This window comes from Bartonella sp. AA2SXKL, assembly GCF_042197205.1.
In the GTDB taxonomy this organism is placed as follows: Bacteria; Pseudomonadota; Alphaproteobacteria; order Rhizobiales; family Rhizobiaceae; genus Bartonella.
The window spans coordinates 94,145-115,592 of the sequence record NZ_JBHIRN010000008.1 but is presented as its reverse complement, the minus strand read 5'-3'; the positions used below and the strand labels follow the sequence as shown (position 1 = coordinate 115,592).

At 35.9% G+C, this 21,448-nt stretch carries 15 protein-coding genes and 2 pseudogenes; 9 read left to right on the top strand and 8 right to left on the bottom strand.

The genetic code is table 11. From position 1 onward, the window contains the following. Positions 1 to 175: 175 nt before the first annotated feature. Together ACFINS_RS06650 and ACFINS_RS06645 are read left to right on the top strand one after the other, a co-directional pair. Complete coding sequence (locus ACFINS_RS06650) at positions 176 to 361, top strand: hypothetical protein (RefSeq protein ID WP_375612034.1); 186 nt, start codon at positions 176 to 178, stop codon at positions 359 to 361. Between the two features lie 53 nt (positions 362 to 414). Beyond that, a pseudogene (locus tag ACFINS_RS06645) lies at positions 415 to 844 on the top strand (phage antirepressor KilAC domain-containing protein); the annotation flags it as partial. A 244-nt stretch (positions 845 to 1,088) separates the two neighbouring features. On the opposite strand, the gene ACFINS_RS06640 reads toward ACFINS_RS06645, so the two are convergent. The 3 genes and pseudogenes from ACFINS_RS06640 to ACFINS_RS06630 all read right to left on the bottom strand — a co-directional run bounded on the left by ACFINS_RS06640 (position 1,089) and on the right by ACFINS_RS06630 (position 3,368). Further along, positions 1,089 to 2,354 (bottom strand): hypothetical protein, encoded by a 1,266-nt coding sequence (locus tag ACFINS_RS06640; protein ID WP_375612033.1) that lies wholly within the window; start codon positions 2,352 to 2,354, stop codon positions 1,089 to 1,091. A 26-nt stretch (positions 2,355 to 2,380) separates the two neighbouring features. Continuing rightward, positions 2,381 to 2,811: pseudogene (locus ACFINS_RS06635) on the bottom strand (DEAD/DEAH box helicase family protein); the annotation flags it as partial. Between the two features lie 422 nt (positions 2,812 to 3,233). Then, positions 3,234 to 3,368: a hypothetical protein gene (locus ACFINS_RS06630; RefSeq protein ID WP_375706004.1), complete on the bottom strand. Its 135-nt coding sequence runs from the start codon at positions 3,366 to 3,368 to the stop codon at positions 3,234 to 3,236. Between the two features lie 51 nt (positions 3,369 to 3,419). Here ACFINS_RS06630 and ACFINS_RS06625 point away from each other — a divergent pair, with 51 nt between their 5' ends. The 4 genes from ACFINS_RS06625 (at position 3,420) to ACFINS_RS06610 (ending at position 9,237) form a co-directional block, all read left to right on the top strand. Beyond that, a complete protein-coding gene (locus tag ACFINS_RS06625; protein WP_375612032.1) occupies positions 3,420 to 4,028 on the top strand; it encodes a fumarylacetoacetate hydrolase family protein in 609 nt (202 codons plus the stop codon). Positions 4,029 to 4,178: 150 nt separating this feature from the next. Next, complete coding sequence (locus ACFINS_RS06620) at positions 4,179 to 4,658, top strand: LysE family translocator (protein ID WP_375612031.1); 480 nt, start codon at positions 4,179 to 4,181, stop codon at positions 4,656 to 4,658. A gap of 782 nt (positions 4,659 to 5,440) precedes the next feature. After that, entirely contained in the window at positions 5,441 to 6,841 is a 1,401-nt protein-coding gene (locus ACFINS_RS06615) for an amino acid permease (RefSeq protein WP_375612030.1), read from the top strand. 1,004 nt (positions 6,842 to 7,845) lie between these two features. Further along, positions 7,846 to 9,237: an amino acid permease gene (locus tag ACFINS_RS06610; protein ID WP_375612029.1), complete on the top strand. Its 1,392-nt coding sequence runs from the start codon at positions 7,846 to 7,848 to the stop codon at positions 9,235 to 9,237. Between the two features lie 115 nt (positions 9,238 to 9,352). Here ACFINS_RS06610 and ilvC read toward each other — a convergent pair whose 3' ends face one another. From ilvC to ACFINS_RS06595, 3 genes are all read right to left on the bottom strand, one after another. Beyond that, entirely contained in the window at positions 9,353 to 10,372 is a 1,020-nt protein-coding gene (gene ilvC, locus ACFINS_RS06605) for a ketol-acid reductoisomerase (protein ID WP_375612028.1), read from the bottom strand. 1,069 nt (positions 10,373 to 11,441) lie between these two features. Beyond that, positions 11,442 to 12,176, bottom strand: a complete 735-nt coding sequence (locus ACFINS_RS06600) for a pyridoxine 5'-phosphate synthase (RefSeq protein WP_375706003.1) — start codon at positions 12,174 to 12,176, stop codon at positions 11,442 to 11,444. Between the two features lie 86 nt (positions 12,177 to 12,262). Further along, positions 12,263 to 13,384: an ATP-dependent RecD-like DNA helicase gene (locus tag ACFINS_RS06595; RefSeq protein WP_375613392.1), complete on the bottom strand. Its 1,122-nt coding sequence runs from the start codon at positions 13,382 to 13,384 to the stop codon at positions 12,263 to 12,265. A 1,039-nt stretch (positions 13,385 to 14,423) separates the two neighbouring features. Here ACFINS_RS06595 and ACFINS_RS06590 point away from each other — a divergent pair. The 3 genes from ACFINS_RS06590 (at position 14,424) to ACFINS_RS06580 (ending at position 17,264) form a co-directional block, all read left to right on the top strand. Next, entirely contained in the window at positions 14,424 to 15,350 is a 927-nt protein-coding gene (locus tag ACFINS_RS06590) for a D-2-hydroxyacid dehydrogenase family protein (RefSeq protein ID WP_375613391.1), read from the top strand. Between the two features lie 228 nt (positions 15,351 to 15,578). Further along, positions 15,579 to 16,007: an MFS transporter gene (locus ACFINS_RS06585; RefSeq protein WP_375638323.1), complete on the top strand. Its 429-nt coding sequence runs from the start codon at positions 15,579 to 15,581 to the stop codon at positions 16,005 to 16,007. Positions 16,008 to 17,042: 1,035 nt separating this feature from the next. Further along, a complete protein-coding gene (locus tag ACFINS_RS06580; RefSeq protein WP_375612023.1) occupies positions 17,043 to 17,264 on the top strand; it encodes a hypothetical protein in 222 nt (73 codons plus the stop codon). 1,194 nt (positions 17,265 to 18,458) lie between these two features. Here ACFINS_RS06580 and ACFINS_RS06575 read toward each other — a convergent pair. Further along, positions 18,459 to 20,258 (bottom strand): acetolactate synthase 3 large subunit, encoded by a 1,800-nt coding sequence (locus tag ACFINS_RS06575; protein ID WP_375706002.1) that lies wholly within the window; start codon positions 20,256 to 20,258, stop codon positions 18,459 to 18,461. Between the two features lie 267 nt (positions 20,259 to 20,525). After that, positions 20,526 to 21,398, bottom strand: coding sequence for a tRNA (adenosine(37)-N6)-dimethylallyltransferase MiaA (gene miaA / locus ACFINS_RS06570; protein WP_375706001.1), 873 nt, complete (start codon positions 21,396 to 21,398; stop codon positions 20,526 to 20,528). Between the last annotated feature and the right edge of the window lie 50 nt (positions 21,399 to 21,448).

Genomic DNA, 21,448 nt, shown 5'->3' with positions numbered 1-21,448 from the left:
ATTAAAGACTTTGACTCATTGTATGTTAGGCGCATATAATAACTTTGTCGGGTGTAGTTATGCTATACAATACCCTTCGGGGAAAGGCGTAACGACGGACTAGATGCCGTGTTTCTTAGTGCCCAGCACTCTTTTAGAATGTCATTAAGGAACGTCTAACATCTAAGAATTCTTTATGAATACCATTATTAAAATTACTGAATTATGTGGCAAAAGGCATGACAATATTATGCGTGACATCAAGAAAACGCTTGAAGAACTTAACGCCCTCAAATTTGAGGAGGTTGATTTTGGTGGGCACTACCTTGATAACAAAAGTGAAAGCCGCCCTGTTATAACCTGCCAAAGCGTGAATGCTTAATTCTTGTTTCTAGTTACAGCACTGCCTTACGAGCAAAGATAATTGACCGTTGGAAAGAGTTGGAAAGACAAGTAGCTATTCCACAAATTGATTACTCCAAACCCGAGGTATTACTTGGCGCCTTAAATCATCTACAAAATCAAATTAAGCAGAAAAACCATGTTATTTCAGAATTAGCACCAAAAGCAAAAGCTTTAGAAGGCTTAAAACGCTCTGATGGTTTGTTTGGTTTGATTGAAGCCGCGAAGATGTTGGAGATAAGACCAAAGGATTTAATAGATTACTTACGTAAAAATGATTGGGTGTATCGACGTGGTCCATTGTTACCTTAATCAGGATAAAATCAACAAAGGATTCATGGACTGTTCTGCCATCACCATTCAAAAATCGGATGGAACAGAAAAGGTGCTGCCTTCAACAAAAATCACACCTAAAGGATTGGCGGCATGTTTGAGAGAACAAGTCCACGGAGGTGTGCAATGAAGGTAGATTCTAACTTCTTATGCGATTTATGGATGGCATTATCTCAATTTTCTAGACATGAAAATATGAGTGATAAGATTGTACTGCTCTGGTTGACATCATGAGTTTAGTAGAAAAAGCTTTGATTTTAAAACTTCAAGATGAAGTGCCTATCCTTCTTTCGATATCTTTCTCATCTGACGCTCCATAAAAAAAGCCCCACAAAAGTGGGGCTGGATAAAATGATGTTCTAATCAATCTCGCGTTAATTATAATAAAGTGGCTCGCTACATCCACGGGCGCCTATTTTTTCATCTTCTACATAACGAGAATGCGCAAAATTCCGTACAAGATGATCATTGTTAGAGCCACCAGTCCAATCGCCTCCTTCCAACATAACATTTATGTCTACACGTAAACTGCTTCCTTGCTCCCCTGTATGCCATTTAGTCACTGGATAACAACCAGACAAATATTGCCAAACATAACCGCAACCATCCTCACAACCGATATGCGAAATCATCCGTCTATTGTTTGTATCAACGTGTCCTCCAGACGTCTTAAGAGAAGGCGCTTGATTGCCGACAATACTGGTTGCTTGATTACTTCCATACATGCATGGCGAAAACTCATCACTCGTCAAAAATCTCTTATTAACAGACCAAAAATCAAATGCATGATCCGCATAGCTACGATTGGTCGTAATCGGAACACCATATGCCAACTTTACATTTGCATCTGTCCCTGATTGAAGATAAATATCAACCCAAATATTCTTCCACGGATCGTAAACCATTCCCTCTGGATCAGTCCTCGGACAGTGATTTAAACACCAAACAGAATTGGGCAAAACATCCCCCGCTTGGTAACCCGATAAGAGATGACCTTCAATCTCACCAACATCCGCACATAGCGTATGAAATCCACCGATCTTTTCAGAATTATCCTTTGTATAGCCATCAGGAGCCGTCGGATTTTGCGAAAGCTCAAAGCATAGCTCATTCGTCTGATCTTTTAAGATGAGATATATATAATAATCCTTTCCTGCTTCAAGATCTTCGTCAAAAGTCATCCTTCCACGCCCTGGAACGCTGTAAAAGATGGACCTATCCCCATTCTCTCCACCATGATAAAAGCGAAAACATGCCCCTTCATTGATCACAAGACCTTTTCTATTTTTCGAATCGACTTCCAGAATTCTGTCAGGTTGATGAAAACGCACATCCTCTAAATAACTAGTGGCAAGAGAACCTACCTTACTTTGAAGCTCAGAAAGACTGTCACTGTTCCTCTGTGCCTTCTCTTGAACTTCTATCAATGCACTCTTCGCTTCTTCCGCTAACACTTTTGCCTCAGAGGCGGCTATATTCGCAGAATTTGTTGTTGCTGTCACCGTGTCTAATGAACTCTTGACCTCTCCAAGCCCTTGCTTCGTCGTATCAGCTTCTTCTTTTGCTTGCTCCGCAACATTCATCGCTTCTTCCGCTGTTGTCTTCGCAGTCTCAGCTACTTCCTTGGCTTCTACAACCAAAGGTTCTACCTTACTGCCTTAGCCTGTGCTGCTTCACGAATGATCAGATCAAATTCTGGTAAACCGTATTTCTTTTGCGCATCCGCAATCACTTGGATTAATTGGTAAGTAGCAAACACCACGGTCATTGCATTCGCTAAGACTTTATTTGTTTTTTTCAAAGCTTTTGAACATCCGTTGGTAGCTGATAGAGCAATATCTGAAACATCAAGTTCGACAACAGCATCTTTGTTTTTCGACGCTTGCCAACTTATGTATCAGAATACACCGCAAAGGAACGAAACGGCACTTCTGTATAGCGTGTCCATTCTCTTATTGTTTATGACATCAAAGCCAGAAAAGGCACGAGAAACAAAACACGCTCTCCAGTTCCGGATATTTGTTGTGCTATCTTAAAGCTGGTAAAAATCTTCTCCGTTCCAAATGCCATAATAAGTTTGCCACGGTCTGCTTCTTTTTAACCATCACAGACTTTCTCATACTTTTGGATTTGTTGAAAAGTTATCCCTAATTGGTGCCCTAATTGCTTTTACGACATTCCCAGCATTTTTTTTGAAAGCGATTTTTTGCCTATAGAAATGTCGTTAAAATGTGGCTTTTTGCTTTTCACTTTCAAGTCCCCCGCTGGGTGCGAGCACCCTCGCATTAGTATTCCGAGAGCCTGAAAGTACTGAGTTCGAGTCAGATTTTTTGCTTTTAGTGCTCACCGCACCTAGACATAGAAAAATATCCCATAATTCCGAGACACCCACAGAGTGGGCTCATTTATGATCGAACTTTAGGGCTTTCAACCCCTACTGATCGCTGCGTAGACGAGCAAAATCACTCTTTAAATAATAAAGTAATTTCGGGAAATTGGCAATCAAAATTAAAATAATCTCAAAGACTATAAGATTGGGCACTCTTCAAAAGAGGATAATGCGAAGAACTGTCATCATGGTTAATCATCAACCCACATAATGCTTCTTTTTCAGAAACCGCACAACGCGATATAAGAAAAAATGTTGTTTGCAAAGTTCTCTCTTGCCTATACAAAGAGAAAATGAAAAATTTGGAGGGCGCCCTATGATAAATGACATCTACTGTGTTGGATACAATTATGTTGAACATGTTCATGAACTAGGTAATGTTGTTGAAGATGAACCCGTTATCTTTAGCAAGCCAAAAAGTTCACTCGTTTTAGGCAATGAAATTTATCTCCCTAATTTTTCCAAAGAAATACATTTTGAAACCGAAATTGTACTCAAAATCTCAAAGGACGCTTTCATGATCATGGAGGAAGAAGCAGAAGAATGCTATGATGCCGTAGCAATAGGTCTTGATCTCACAGCGCGGGATTTGCAAACAAAACTGAAAGAAAAAAAGCTTCCTTGGCTTTTATCGAAAGGATTTAAAGGCGCCGCATACGTCTCTGACTTCATAAACAAGGAAAAAATAAACAACCCAATAACCTTTGCAATGAAGTTAAATGGCGAAACAAGACAAGTTGGCAATACGAAAAATATGATCTTTAACTTTGAGAAGATAATCTCATTTTTAAGTCACTACATTCAGCTAAGACGTGGTGATCTCATATACACAGGCACTCCACAGGGTGTAGGAAAACTTTCTCAGTTTGACAGAATAGAATTGTATCTCGAAAATCAATTAATTTCAGAGCTAAAAGTAAAATGAATCATCAAATACTGACCTTTTTCATTGTTTCATTTTTTTTAGTCATCTCACCGGAGCCGAATATGGCCCTTATCATCGATAATGCAACGAGATTGGGAAGAAAGAACGCATTTGTAAACGTTTTAGGATTGTGTACAGCAACATATGTGCATGGGGCATTTTCCACACCTAGGTGTATCAGCGCTCATTCTCAACAACAAAACGCTGTTTTTTTTAGTAAAACTCATGGGTGGCAGCTATTTATTATACATGGGCTTTAAATCAATTAAATCTGGAATACACAGCTTAAATTCAAAAGAAAGAAGTTCAACGAATGAAAAGCATGCTACGAGTGAAACAAAGCTTTTAACCAGCTATATGGACGGTTTTCTGACACAAATACTAAACCCCAAAGTATCTATATTTTATATAGCAGCTTTTCCAAAATTCTTAGCTTCTGGAGGTAGCATTAAAAAAGGTTTTGAACTTGTCACAATACATTCTTTCAACATCTTTGCATGGTTTACTTTAATGACCATTTTTATATCATTTGCCAGTACCGCCTTAAAAAAGCAGCGGGTAAAAGGCTCGATTAACATTGCGACAGGAACAGTTTTATCTCTGTTTTCTTTTTTCATTTTCTTTGGATAGTTTTATCTTTGATAACAAATTGTAAAGTTAATAGAGCAATCTTTTCCTGATTCTGTCTCTCACTATGAATAGCTCAATCTCTAACAGAGCTTATACAATCCCCAGTTCTTTTTTTCTTTATATAACTGAATTACGTTGCATTTCTTTATCATACTCTCAAGGGCGTTTGTGTAAACAATGTGAGTTTCTCGCAATATTTTATAAAATGTTACCAATATCTAAACAAAATCCTTATTCATCACTTTAAAAAAAATAAGCTATGATATTCCTCTTTTCGCTTATGAAACAAAAGTAACTTTTTGATTTATGATAGCACCATACAAACAAAAAAATGATTTAAAAATCATTTTAATTTTCCATTAAAAATTGTTTCTTAAACTAAGATGAGAACTCTCGAGTGCTATTTGAGCAAAAAGTAAACTCTCACCATTATGAATAATAATAAATAATGCACTGATTACAAATAATAAGTTTCAAAAAATTATAAAAACTCCTGACAACTTTCTGAAATAATTTTAAAAGCCCCACGTCTTTTAATGAACAATTAATTTGTTATTCATAACAATAAAAAGCTCCCCATTCAAATATCTGTTACGTTATTTAAGAGGACAACATTCTCTTTTTTCAAAAGCATATTCCTAAAACATATTCTTTTCTTTATCCACACAAAATCATAAAAAACGTTTTTTTCCTTTACACCTCATTTATATCATGCTTCGATACAAAATAATGCTTTTTTAGTGTAATTTAATCTCAAAATAATTAAAGGGAACCCCCAAAAAATGAGCTACAAACAAAATTTAAAAGATAATTCTCAGAATAAGTTACAGCGTGGACTACACAACCGACATGTACAACTTATAGCCATTGGTGGTGCTATTGGAACAGGTCTCTTCATGGGGGCAGGAAAAACAATTAGTGTAGCAGGTCCTTCCATCATACTCGTTTATGCTATTATCGGTTTTGCTCTATACTTTGTCATGCGTGCTATGGGAGAATTGTTGCTTTCTAATTCACAATACCGATCTCTTATTGATTTTTCAACCGATATGCTAGGACCGGGAATCGCTTTCTTTGTTGGCTGGAGCTATTGGTTGAGCTGGGTTGTAACTGGAGCTGCTGACATTATTGCCATCATCACTTATATGAACTTTTGGTGGCCAACACTCAATCCATGGTTTACCGTTTTTACCTGCATTAGTGTCTTTTTAATCTTTAACCTCTTTGCCGTAAAACTATTCGGTGAACTTGAATTCTGGTTTGGTCTTATCAAAGTCGTCGCAATTTTAGCATTAATTGTTGTGGGATTTTATATGATCGTTACGGGCTTTACCTCTCCCAATGGTACGGTTGCTTCTCTCAATCACGTATGGAACGATGGAAATATCTTTCCGCGAGGAATGACAGGTTTTTTTGCTGGATTTCAAATTGCTATTTTTTCTTTTGTTGGTATAGAAATTGCTGGAACAACCGCTGCTGAAGTAAAAGAACCTAAAAAAGTGCTCCCCAAAGCAATTAATGCAATACCGGTCCGTATTGTACTCTTTTACATTTTTTCTCTCGCTGTAATTATGTCTGTCACACCTTGGGATCAAATTGTTCCAGATAAAAGCCCCTTTGTCTCGATGTTTTGGCTTGCAGGCATTCCGATAGCTGCTGGCTTGGTAAACTTTGTCGTTATCACCTCAGCTGCCTCTTCAGCAAATAGTGGTATTTTTTCTACCAGCCGTATGATATATGGACTTGCAACACAAAAAGGTGCCCCTCCAATTTTAGGTAAACTTTCCAGATACCATGTTCCAGCCAATGCTCTATTCTTTTCCTGTTTATGTATTTTAATAGGGTATACAATTGCCTCACTCTCTCCAAGCCTCATAAGTGCTTTTACAATTGTGACAAGCATTTCAGCTATTGCATTTTTATTCGTATGGTCTGTAATTTTGATTAGCTATATTGTGTATCGTCGCAATCGCCCTCATCTACACGCTGAATCCATTTATAAAATGCCAGGAGGTGTTATCATGTGTGGGATAATTTTAGTTTTCTTTGTTTTCATGCTCTATTTGTTGACATTAGAAGCTGATACTCTACTAGCCTTAAAATATAGTATATTCTGGTTTGTTTTCTTAGGTATAATGTATTTTATGTTTGTAAAGAAAAAAATAACTCAAGGTAACAAATAAAGTCTATACATAAAAACATCTCAAAAAAGGGTAATTTTAGTTACCCTTTTTCTACTTAACCTCCTCCCCAAACATCAAAAAACGACGACTCCTACCGGCACCGGTTTGTAAACAAACCGGCTTATTAAGGGGGAATGCTGCTGATCATTTATATGGTTCACCTACATAAGGCTCTATGGGCTAGCCCTGCCCTGAACACTCACCACCCATTCTAAAAATACTTAATGCGTAAAACGTTATATGCTTTATATCACTACTCTACACAACAGTATTTTACTGCACAATAGGATAAGAAACGAGCTATTCTGTAAAAAATTCTCTATAAACTTCACTGACATTGTTTACTAATAAAACATGAGATTTATCTAAAACTTCCCCCCCAAAAAATTTATATTCAATTTTTTATCAAAATTAAAAATATAGCTCTAAACAGAATATATCTTAATAGCTATCTGCAATAAAAAAAGATTCTATGAAAATATTTTTCTATTTGTAATAAATTTTAAATATTAATACTTAAATGTAAATTTTAAATATATTTTTTAATATTTTAAATAATAGTTTAACTATTTAAACTTATTTTATTTATATACAAAGTTTTATATTTAATAAATTTACAATTTTATTTATATTTTTATATAGATAACAATATCTATAAATAAATAATTTTAAATATAAATATATTTATATAAAAATTTACTATAAATAAATATACATAAAATATAAATTATTATTTATATACATATAATAATATATAATATAAATTATATTATATATATTAATTATGTATAAAACATAAAAAATCAAAAAAATATAATACAATTTATCTTTTTTTTCTTATATATAAAATAATTATTCCATTAATTAATAATGTTTTTGCTTTATTCACATATAGTCATAGAAAAAAATTCCTTTACTCCTTAACCATAGCGTGTTCCGATAGAAGGAATTACCTTTTTTAGGGTAATTTTTATTTAAAAATAACTAAGGAGAACTCCCCAAAAATGAACAAACAAAATTTAGAAAAAAAACCTAAGAAGAAATTGCAACGTGGACTACATAACCGACACATACAACTTATAGCCCTTGGTGGAGCGATCGGAACAGGTCTCTTCATGGGATCAGGAAAAACAATCAGTGTAGCAGGCCCCTCAATTCTACTCGTTTATGCAATTATTGGTTGTGCTCTATACTTTGTCATGCGTGCTATGGGAGAGTTATTGCTTTCTAATACACAATACCGATCTTTTATTGACTTCTCAACCGATCTTCTAGGGCCATGTGCCGGATTCTTTATCGGCTGGACATATTGGTTGTGTTGGATTGTCACTGGAACTGCTGAAATTATTGCTATTGTCACTTATACACACTTTTGGTGGCCTGAGCTCAATCCGTGGATTCCTGTTATAATTGGTCTTATGTCCTTTTTAATTCTTAACCTCGTCGCCGTAAAACTATTTGGCGAACTTGAGTTTTGGTTTGGTTTTATCAAAATCGTAGCAATTCTAGTCCTAATCGTTGTAGGATTTTATATGATCTTTACCGGTTTTGTCTCTCCAAACGGTACGGTTGCTTCTCTTAGCCATATATGGAACGGTGGGAATATTTTTCCGCGAGGAATTACAGGCTTTTTTGCTGGATTTCAAATTGTTATTTTTGCTTTTGTTGGCATTGAACTCGCTGGAACAGCTGCTGCTGAAGTAAAAGAGCCTCAAAAAGCTTTACCACAGGCTGTTAATTCAATACCAATCCGCATTGTATTCTTTTATATATTCTCTCTTCTTGTGATTATGTCTGTGACGCCGTGGGATCAAATCAGTCCAGAAAAAAGCCCATTTGTAACAATGTATGCACTTATTGGTATCCCAACTGCTGCAGGTTTGATGAACTTTGTTGTCCTCACAGCTGCCGCATCTTCAGCAAATAGTGGAATTTTTTCTACCAGCCGTATGATATATGGGCTAGCAACACAAAAAGGTGCTCCTAAATTTTTAGGAAAACTTTCTCGTAACCACGTTCCAGCCAACGCATTATTCTTTTCATGTATATGCATCTTATTTGGTTATGCCGTTGTATCGTTATCTCAAACACTCATAGCTGCTTTTACAATTGTTACGACAATTGCCGCAACTTTGTTTATATTTGTATGGTCTATCATTTTGATCAGCTATATCGTCTATCGCCGCAATCGTCCTCTCCAGCATACTGTCTCTCCTTATAAAATGCCAGGAGGTGTTGTTATGTGTTGGGCGCTTCTTGTTTTCTTTGCATTCATTATCTATTTATTGTCATTAGAAGCTGACACTGCCATAGCTTTAAAATACACTCCAGCATGGTTCATATTTTTAGGAATTGTATACTTTCTTTTTGGGAAAAAGAATTATGCAAAAAATTAAAAAATAAAGCTTATGTTTCCAAAAACATATAAAAAAGGGTAACTAAAGTTACCCTTTTTTTGATATTTATCTATAAAATTATAAAAGCTATTGACAAAATATCTCTGTAGAATCTTCAATTACGCTCTTTATCAACCAAAGCATTCGATTTTATCCAAGGCATCATAGAACGAAGTTTTTTACCAACTTCTTCAATAGGATGATTATCATTTAAACGCCGCATACTTTTAAAATGAGCAGCACCAGCTTTATATTCTTGAATCCAATTCGATGTAAATTTACCCGTTTGAATATCTTTCAATATACGTTTCATTTCTGCTCTGGTTTCATCCGTAATCACACGTGGACCAGACATATATTCACCCCATTCAGCTGTATTAGAAATCGAATAATTCATATTTGCAATGCCCCCTTCATACATGAGATCAACAATCAGTTTAACCTCATGCAAACACTCAAAATAAGCCATTTCCGGCGCATAACCTGCTTGTGTTAATGTTTCATAACCTGCTCGAATCAATTCAACAAGACCACCACAAAGAACCGCTTGTTCACCAAAAAGATCAGTTTCGCACTCTTCTTTAAATGTTGTTTCAATCACCCCAGCACGTCCACCACCAAGTCCACATGCATAAGATAATGCTACATTATGTGCATGCCCTGAAGCATCTTGCGCCACCGCTATTAAGCAAGGAACACCACAACCCCGTTGGTATTCATGACGAACTGTATGCCCTGGACCTTTAGGAGCAATCATCACAATATCAACGTTTTTTTTAGGTTCAATCAAGCCAAAATGAATGCTCAAACCATGCGCAAAAGCAATCGCTGCCCCATCGTGTAAATGATCATGAATATGTTCCTTATAAATATCAGCTTGCAATTCATCTGGTGTTGCCATCATGATGAGATCTGCCCATTTTGCTGCTTCAGCAACACTCACCACTTCAAAACCATCAGCCATGGCTTTTTTTACTGTTTCCGACCCTGAACGCAAAGCTATTTGCACATTTTTAACACCAGAATCTTTCAAGTTTAAAGCGTGCGCACGCCCTTGAGAACCATAACCAACAATGGCTACTTTTTTCCCTTTAATGAGATTAACATCCGCATCACGATCATAATAAACACGCATAAAAAATTCCTTCTTTCTCTATTTAAACTGGATTTCAGATTACTTTTATTCAATAAGAAACATTATCTACAGTGCATCACACACTTATAAAGACAAAAAAAAACCGCTTATAAGAACACAGCAATTGAATAATTTTAAAGTTTACATATTGCATAGAAAAAACTGTAGTCCCCAAACATTTCTAAAACATATACGGATCCCCAAATAAACTTCAACTGCTATTCTACAAAAACAATAATTACACAAAATAAGATTTCTAAAGAAAATTTAGCTAATATTCTACTCTTTTATCGTGCAACAAAACGCTATATTCTAAAAATTAAGATACAACATACAATTTTTAACATGAACCAAATCAATACGGATAGCAAGAAAAATTACAAAATAACAAGTATTGTTTTAATACAACCTTCAAAAGCATATACAACAATATCTTTAGAATAATAGAGAGGATGTTTTTACTTTTTACGTTCTTTTAATACCCACGCCTCTCACACGAAGAAGCCCCCATACGGCTATTATGTTATCCATTTATGGCGCCTTATAAAAAAATTTTAATATGCTCAAGCCCTTTTCAAAAATTCCCTATAATAGTGTAAGATTTATTGCACATCACTCTCTTTACTTCATAAAGCTACAAGTCGATATCATCATTCTATTTAACAGCTCCTATTGCATTAAGCTTATTCATAAGGAGATTTTACGTTATACTATTTACAGATAACCCAAAAATGAGCTCAAATATCAAGAAAATTTGTGTATTAATCCATTAAAATCCTACGCACTCCTTTTATAAGGGAAATACTTTCAAAACCCTACTTCTTCTCCATTCAAAGAAATTATAATAAGAAGATTTTAAAACTTCCTCATAATGGATAGTACAAATAAAAAACATCGCATGCACTCAAAAACAAAAGATAGAAAGCAACCAATAAATAGAGGAACAATAGAATATTTATAATGCACGATAATAGTGCTATTTATATCAACATATATAAAATTGTTTTTTAAGATAAATTGGCAAACCTCTATAAAAATTTCTTTTCCAATTTTTATAGAGAGAAAAAGATTACGATAATAACCGGATAAAACGCTGAACAGTCTCATGTATTCCATACTCTAATGCATCAGCAATGAGCCCATGGCCAATAGAAACTTCATCAAGCCAAGGAATATTTTTGACAAGAGCAGGAAGATTCATAAGTGTCAGATCATGCCCTGCGTTTATACCTAACTGCAATTCTTTTGCTCTTCTTGCTGCTAAAACAAGTTTATTGAGCTCTTGATCTTGTTTTGTTTTATCCTGAAATGCACCACCGTAAGGTCCCGTGTAAAATTCCACACGATCAGCGCCCATTGCTTTAGCAATATCAAGACCATCGACAGTAGGATTAGCAAAAAGGGATACACGAATCTTTCTGTTTTTTAAATTCTGAATAATAGGTGCTAAAAATTCTGCATCATGAGAAAAATTCCAACCATGATCAGACGTTGACTGATCTGGATCATCAGGAACAAGGGTAATCTGATCCGCATAGTTTTTAGCGATATCCAAAAATTGATCACTGGGATAACCTTCAATATTAAACTCAGCCGTAGGAAAATTGTTCTTTATTAAACAGTATATATCTGACAAATCCGCAAAACGAATATGCCTTTCATCAGGGCGCGGATGAACCGTCAAACCTGCTGCTCCAGCAGCAAGCGCTATATGCCCAATATTCGTTATACTTGGCCACGGAAGATTACGTCGATTACGCAAAACAGCAACAGCATTAAGATTAACCGAAAGTTTTACCGCCATGCCCATTTCCATTTTTTTATAGTGTGTAACAAGATAGAAAAAAGGCATTTTCCATCTGAAACTTAGATGATATACACATCTTTTTTCTATCGAACAATCGTTAAACGTTCTGCTGCGCGGGTAATTCCCGTATAAAGCCAGCGCGCATACATATCACGAAATGCAAAACTTTCATCAAACAAAACGACATTATTCCATTGAGAACCTTGCGCCTTATGAACCGTTAATGCATACCCATAATCAAAATCATCATATCGCTTTTTTAATTGCCATGAAATTTCTTGATCAGGATTTTCAAACGCTGCTTTTAAAAGTTTAATCTTTGCTACCCCACGCTCACTTTCTTCTGGTTTCACAAGAAGATTAATACTTGGTTTAACGGTCTCCTTCTGTGAAGTCATCACCTTCCATAAAGAGCCATTCAACAAACCTTTAATCGGATCATTTCGCAAACACACCAGCTTATCTCCCGCTTGTGGATAATCTGCTGTAAATCCCTTTAACACACGCAAACGCTGATTATAAAGGTGGCGTGTACGATTAACCCCTACCAAGACCTGATCAGCATCCAAAACCAATTGTTGATTGACCTCTTTACGTGTCACAACGCGCGCTTCTCCATAGTCACCATAAGCAATATCGCGTCCTTCACGTACATCCATAGCAAGACGTATAATCGGATTATCTCGCGCTTGCCGATGAATTTCTGAAAGAAGAAAATCTGGTTCTCCATTAGAAAAAAAGCCTCCACCTGATATAGGAGGCAATTGACCTGGATCACCAAGAACAAGAATTGGCGTTCGAAAACTCATTAAATCACGGGCCAATTTTTCATCTACCATCGAGCACTCATCAACAATAATGAGTTTAGCTTGTGCAGCAGCACTTCTTCGATTTAACATAAATGTTGGAGCAATAGACTTTTTTCCTGTTATTTCATCGGAAACTTCCTCTTCTCCACGCGGACAATAAATCAGCGAATGAATCGTACAAGCATTGCTTGCACCTTTAGAACGCAAAACCTGCGCCGCCTTCCCTGTAAAAGCAGCAAATTGAACAGAACCATCAACTGTCTCTGCAAAATAGCGTGCAAGCGTCGTCTTACCCGTCCCCGCATAGCCAAAAAGGCGAAAAAGAGGAAAACGCCCTTCCTTCAACCACGCGGCAACAGCCTTCAATGCATTATCCTGTTCCGGCGAAAACTGCATAGCTTACCAACATAAGATTTGCATAAAAAGAGCAGTATTTTGAAAAAAAACGACTATCAAGAAAAACCTTTTTATTAAGAATTGCTGACACACGCCCATCTAACAACTTTCGTAGCACAATTATCAATTATTTACCCATTGTTTTTTCAAGATATTGTAACAATCTAAATTTTATCTATACATCGATCTTCTTGGTAACACCTTATGCGTATCAAATAAAATATCATTTTTTACAACAGTAACACCAACAATGGAAGATGCATATCTTAAATTTAAAATAACACCTATATACGCTTTTTCTAACCAAAATTTAGAATGAGAAAAAGAGCATTGCAATTGCAAAACCCTCACTAGAAAAAATGTCCTTAACAGGATAAAAATAATGTAATTTTTGAACGCTATTTTACACAATCAATCAGCTTTCTTGCACATAAAAATAAAGTACATCCACTATTACGAAATAATAATTAAATATATCAAAAACCTTTTAGCAGAAATAAAAATAGCTCTCAACAAAACGACTTAATCCTATGATGATACACCTATAAAGTTCCTATCTCCCTCTCATCATGATTTTAATAAATTTACTCTTCATGCTACAAATAAGTGATATCTCAACGAATAAAGAGAGACATCACACTTATATGAAGCACGCTTTATCTCGCACAAATATGTAGCTTTTTCTGTTTCAACAATAAAATATGGTTCGTAAGTATGGCCTTCTTGGTAGTCTATTATAGAAAACTGGGACATGGCTTCAGTCCAGCGTAGCGCTTCAGGTTCGTCCTCTAGAATATGAGAAAAGCGCAATTCTCCATCTATTGAGTTAAACTTTTTCTTTTTGTCGCAATGTTTTAAAGTTTATAAAAACTAACTGATTAATGCTATTCTTATTGCTAGAAATAACAATAAATCAAGGGGTATAATTTGTTAATAGGCTTGGTGTTATGTCAAAATATCAGCGATGAGATTGCTTTTTGGTTGTTTTAGAAATGAAATAATGAGCTCAAATATTGATGAATGAAACGGAAGGTTTAAATTGAAAATATTAATTCCAGATGACTATCAAAAAGCCACTCTAACATTACAGTCTATTACAAAATTAATGAAATCGCATGAAGTGCTGGTTATAAATAATTTAGCTAAAGAATGTAATTTAGAAGATAAGCTCAAAGAGATAGATATTCTTATCTTAATTAGAGAGCGGACTATAGTTGATAGAAATCTTCTCCTGAAACTGCCAAATTTAAAATTAATCTGCCAAACAGGCCCTATAGGTTCACATATTGATATAGAAGCTTGTAGAGACTTAGGAATTGAAATATTAGACGGTGGTGGAGATCCAACTTCTGCTGCTGAATTTGCCTGGCTCTTAATTATGTCTGCGCGTAGAAAACTCTATAAATCTGTGTCTGATATGAAAAAAGGACGCTGGCAAACAACATTTGGCAACCAAATGAAAGGGGCTACTCTTGGAATATTCGGGTTTGGGCGTATTGGTAAAATGGTTGCTCAATATGCTCAAGCTTTTGGCATGTCCATTTTAGTTTATGGGAGCGAGCGTTCAACGCAAGAAGCAAAAAATTTAGGTTATCATTTTACGCATTCAAAAGATGAATTTTTTACACGTCCTGATATTATATCCGTACATTTACGTTTAAGCGATAAAACCAGAGAAATCATAAAATTAGATGATCTATTGAGCATGAAACCACATGCTATTTTTGTTAACACAGCGCGTTCAGCTTTGGTTGAAAAAGGGGCGATAGAAAAAATACTAAATTTGGAAAATTCAACTTACTTTGCACTGGATGTTTATGACAGCGAGCCAGTATATGGGAGCAAATTATTGCAATCAGATAGAGTTCTTTGCACGCCACATCTGGGCTATGTGACTGAAGAAAGCTTTGAGAATTATATTGAAAAAGCTTGCCAAAATATAGCATCTTTTATGAAGAGCGCTTAATGCCGGCTGAGCCAATGTTTGTAAAATTTATCTTATATCGCTAGCGTATCAAATTTGCACGACACATAATAGCTTATTTCCTTAAATTAAGCATATTCCTTAGTTTTCATATTAATACCAATAGTATGGACAGATTTTTATGTAATCAGCATAAAATACACAATTTATTATTGCAATCATTAAAAAAGGCTACCTCATTGGAATACAATTTAATTGGAGGGGGGCGGAGTGAGCAATAATAAATTTATAGAAAAGAATTATTATAGATGGATTATATTGCTTGTTGCCACTATCGCTCAAGCATCAGCCTGCTTCTTTGTTCAAGGGATTGGTCCTTTAGCTGAATTTTTTAAGAAGGATTTCTCGCTTAGTGATTCTCAGATAGGTTTACTATCTTCAGCAGCGCAGTTCCTACCTATTATTGGATTACTTGTAGCTGGTGAATTACTAGACAAGTTTAACGAGCACTATATTATTGGAGTTGGCGCGATCGGCGTTTCTGTCGCTCTTTTGTTGGAAGCAATCGCAGATAACTATATTTCCCTTTTGGTTTGTTTGCTAATTGTAGGGGGATTTATAATTCTGCTCAACTCGGTAGTACTAAATCCGTTTCTTCATGGTTTTCACAATCGCAACGCGGATTTGCAATGGGAATAAGGCAGGCGGGGCTACCATTAGGTAGAGGGCATTAGCTGGGTATAGTTATTCCTGCGAGTGCCCTTGTCTATGGCATACAAGGTGCGTTTTTGGTCGGTACCATAGTTTCTTTTTTAGGTGGATGTATCTTTATTATTTTTATCACTCACCAGCAAAAGTTATCACTATCGTTCCAGAAAGCAAGGCAAAAGTTTCGTTCTATGCAAATGTAAGGTCACGTCTTGCGATGTGGCTGCGCCGCATATGAAGAATAATATTTTTTCAAACGTTTCACTTGTGATCATTTAATATGTTTTAACCATTTTTATAACGATTTATTTTTATAGAATCTATCACCTGTCTCTAGATAAAAGTGCTTATTTATTTTTTGTTTCACAGGCTTCTGGTGCCTTAGGAAGAATTATTTTAGCAGCGTGGAGTGATCATTGTAGAAAAGGACGATTTTTTCCTGTCTTGTTTTGCATGATTGCAATCGTTTTTGGATTTTTAATATTAATTTTGAGCATGAGTGGATCCATAATTTATTTAACTATTTTATCTGCTTGGTTAGTTTTTTGGGAATGGAATGGTATGGCCCTTGAGCTGCTTATATTGTAGACTCTTAAACCGAAAGAAAGCGTTGTGTTTTCTCTGGGTTTAGCAATATCTGTAAATCAAATCGCAATTATTACTACTCCACCATTATTTGGATTAATCCAAGATTTTACAGACACTTATTTACTAACATAGCTGATTTTAATTATTGTTTTTTCACTTTTTTAATAAAAAAGTAGGGAAATATAATTGGGGAAATTATAATGATAAATGGAAAATACTTTTTAGTTGAGCAATGTCGAAAGAGACAAACTTTGAGAGGCTTTAGACCATGTTATTTATGATCCATACGGTGGTATTGAATATTCGGTTGAGTTAAAAAAATAGCATTTTCGCTGCTACCCCATAGAATATTGACAATTCTTATGAACCAAAAGGTGTCTATTACCCCTAGACCATATTTAATCTTTGAAAACCTTCCTGTTGATAAACAAATTAATTATGTCACCTAATCCTTACAATTTAGATGTGTCTTGTAAAAGTGGCTATATTAGCGAAAATTTAATTATAATGTTTTCTTTATTGATCGGAGAGCCTTATTCAATTAAGTTTGAAGGCGAACATATAGTAAATAACCTAGTTCCTTTAGAGGATAATAAAAAAGATTATACAGGATTAGGATCTGAAGTTGAGTTAGATTTTCATATGAAAATGCTGCACTAAAATTTATAACGGATTTAAATTTATCTCCTAAAGGTGATACTTTTATCTGGTATTCGCAATGGTGTTGATGGCCCGTTAACGAGAATATCTGATGCACGTCTAGCCTTAAAACTTTTAAGTGAGGAGGATTTGAGGAGCTTAAGGGATAATTTATATATAATTAATGTTCCCTATAGATGGAGAAAAAATGGGGTAACCTCTACAAGTAAAGTGCCCCTAGTTCAAGGGGACGGTGAATTCCCAGATATCAGCGCTGTTTTTTATCTAGGCATGTTAGAGCCACAGTCAAAAAAGCCAAGAAAGCTTCAGATCATTTTTATGAAGCTATTAAGGCTGTATCTTTTGGAATTGATGTACAACCAGAAAGATTATTATACATTGATAACAGAATGACCCTACACTCTAGAGATAAATTTTTTGGATCATTTGATAGTTATGAAAATCCAATGCGGTGGATTCAAAGAGTGTTTGTGTCTGCAGATTTATGGAATCATAGATATATAGAACAAATAAAAGAAAGAGTATTTAATTTTCAATGTTAATATCCTGATAATGATATGATGTTGAGTATTATTCTGGTTTATATATTGACGATACATCTCATATGTATAGGTTTCTCCCGCATAATCATACCTGATTATAAGCTATGGTGACCTATTGGTTTTCTATGGCTGCATTTGATTTTTGTTATTTTTTCCCTTCCTTTCAAACCGCTAGGGGATTTTCCTATCAAGCCCCTGAAAGAGCTATTTGGAGTAATTTCATAATGCAAAACCAAAACATAGTAACAAACTTTTCTATTGTTTTCACAAGTACGACGGCTTGCATGGTTGCACCCTTCAAGCACTGTGGCTTTTTTTCTTGCACGATGAAATCATTCATATATGAGACAACATAATTAATTTATAACAGATAATTCAATGTATTATCTAAAAAATGCAACGAAATAGCTATTAATGTGAACATATGAATTAAAAAAACAAACATCGCGTACAAATAAATTCAAACATAATTGTGCACACGACTTATAACATTTTTTAGATGAACAAATAATAATACACCCCATGTCTTTAAACAAAGAATGAAAATCATAAAATGAGCTCTAAGGATAATAGGAACTCTCCACAAAGAAGTGACAGAGATGAAGACTCCAAAGACTTCATCATCACCATCCTTCACCATTTTGTATTCATTTTATACAAGAATCTTTCCCTCGGAAGAAATAGCATTTGCAATAGCTTCTTCGCTTGCCTCATCGGGTAATAACATCTCATTATGAGCACATCCCGATGGGATCATAGGAAAACAGTTTTCTAAATGATAAACACGACAATCAAAAAGAACAGGCTTATCACAGTCAATCATCTGCTGAATTTTATCATCAAGTTCATCGGGTTTTGAACAATGAATTCCCACGGCTCCATAAGCTTGTGCCAATTTCACAAAGTCAGGCATAGATTCCGTATAAGAATGAGAAAGACGATTACCATGCAGCAATTGCTGCCACTGGCGGACCATTCCCATATACTGATTATTTAAAATGAAAATTTTCACCGGTGTGTCATGCTGAATAGCTGTTGCAAGCTCTTGAATATTCATCTGAATGGAGGCATCACCAGAAATACACACAACAAGCGCATCAGGATGCGCTATTTGAACACCTATAGCAGCAGGTAAACCATATCCCATCGTTCCAAGACCACCAGAAGTCATCCAGTGTTTTGGTTCATCAAAGTGATAATACTGCGCTGCCCACATCTGGTGTTGTCCAACATCTGTTGTAATATAAGGACAGACATCTTTGGTCAGAGCATAAAGTCGTTCAAGAGCATATTGCGGCATAATGACATCTTTTTTCTCCGCATATGCCAATGAATTACGAGCTTTCCAACGGTTAATTTGCGTCCACCACGCCTCACGGACTTCACTGTTAAACGCTGGTTGCTGTATCTTTAAGAGTTGCGTCATATCTCCTAAAACACAAGCCACATCACCAATAATTGGAACTTCTGCTTTTACAATTTTATTGATAGAAGAAGGGTCAATATCAATATGAATAATACGCGCATGAGGTGCAAATGCATCAAGGCGCCCGGTGATACGATCATCAAATCGTGCTCCAACAGCTAACATGACATCACAATCATGCATGGCCATATTAGCCTCATAGGTTCCATGCATTCCAAGCATTCCAAGCCAATTTTTACCGGAAGCAGGATAAGCACCAAGTCCCATTAATGTTGAAGTAATCGGAAAATCCCCCAATTGAACCAAATTACGTAAAAGCTGTATAGCTTTCATCCCCGATGAAATAACACCACCACCAGAATAAATAATAGGGCGTTTTGCCTCAACTAAAAGAGAAACGGCAGATTCAATAGCCTTAGTATTCCCTTTCAACGATGGAAAAGAATGTAAAGACTCCTGAACTTGAGGTGCTCTATAAAATCCTGAAGCAAATTGAACATCCTTAGGAATATCAATCAAAACCGGCCCAGGACGACCTGATTGAGCAAGAAAAAAAGCTTCATGAATAATAGCCGCAAGATCATTGACATTTTTAACCAGCCAATTACGCTTCGTACAAGGCTTTGTAATTCCAACTGTATCAGCCTCTTGAAAAGCATTTGTTCCAATCACCGTTGTTGACACCTGCCCAGAAAAACAAATAAGAGGTATCGAATCCATAAGAGCATCTTGCAAAGGTGTAACAGCATTCGTTGCCCCTGGACCAGACGTCACAAGCATAACCCCTACCTTCCCTGTGCTGCGTGCATAGCCTTCAGCTGCATGCCCTGCGGCTTGTTCATGGCGCACTAAAATATGCTGGAGTGTATCTTGATGATAAAGAACATCAAAAATAGGTAAAACAGCCCCACCAGGATAACCAAAAATATGTTTAACCCCTTGATCTATAAGAGCCTGAACCACTATTTCAGCGCCAGACATTATTTTTCCATCTGTACTCTCTTGCTTTCTTGGATCATTTCTCATTTTTCCCACTCACCTACTTGATAGGACAATAAAAAAGCCCCTAACGGAGCCCATAAAAAAAGACTCCCAAGGAGCCTATTACACAACACATATTGTATGATCACCCCACTATTGCAACGCATAAAGTATATAAAAACATTCCTTATAGAAAGATTTTTAATTCCATTGATACCATTCGTCAATAAAAAATTATATTTTCTAAAAAATTTCTCCTTCACGAATTATCTTTTATCTTTCGCAATTTTTCTGCAAAGCTCCAGTTTTTCATCAAAAAGTAAGCATCCATTCTTCATCAAATTGATTACGAAACCATGTCATTTGTCTTTTTGCATATCTCCTCGTTTGTATTTTTACCGCTTCAAGAGCATTCTCAAAGCTTCTATATCCATCCAAATAAGCCATAAATTCAGGTATACCAATAGCCTTCATTGCTGGTAAAGAAGGGGAAAGTTTAAGTTTTTTCATAGCCACCACTTCTTCTAAAGCTCCTCTTTCAATCATAGAATCCAAGCGTTTATGAATACGTTCATAAAGCAGAGGACGTGGTGGCATGAGAAGAATTTTTTCGGTCAAATTTGGCGCAATGAGAGGTGTTGTTTTTTGTTTCTGCCACCAACTGAGCGACTTACCGGTTGCATCATAAACTTCCAAAGCACGTACAATACGCTGTCTATCGTGCGAAGAAATTTTTTCAGCAACAACAGCATCAATCTGCAACAACTGGCGATAAAGACTTTCAGGTCCCTCTTTATCAAGCAGCAAACGCCACTTCTGCCGCACAACATCTGGAACATGAGGGATTTCCGAAATCCCCTCTAAAAGAGCACGAAAATAAAGTCCTGTTCCACCAACAAAAATAACTGATCTTAAAGAAAAAGTAGCCAATAGCTTCTCGACATCACACAACCATTGCCCTACTGAATAGTTCAAAGTAGGACTCACATGACCATAAAGATAATGGGGAACAATCGCGGTGTCAGCCTCCCTCGGCCGTGCCGTTAAAATATTTAAAACATCATAAACCTGCATTGAATCAGTATTAATAATGAGAGCATTTTTTTCTTGAGCCATTTGCAAGGCAAGTTCTGACTTCCCACTTGCCGTTGGCCCTGCTATTAATGTAACTGTTCTCTGTGTCATGAATAGCAATTTCTCCCAATCAATAACTTATTGCAACATGCAGACACCCC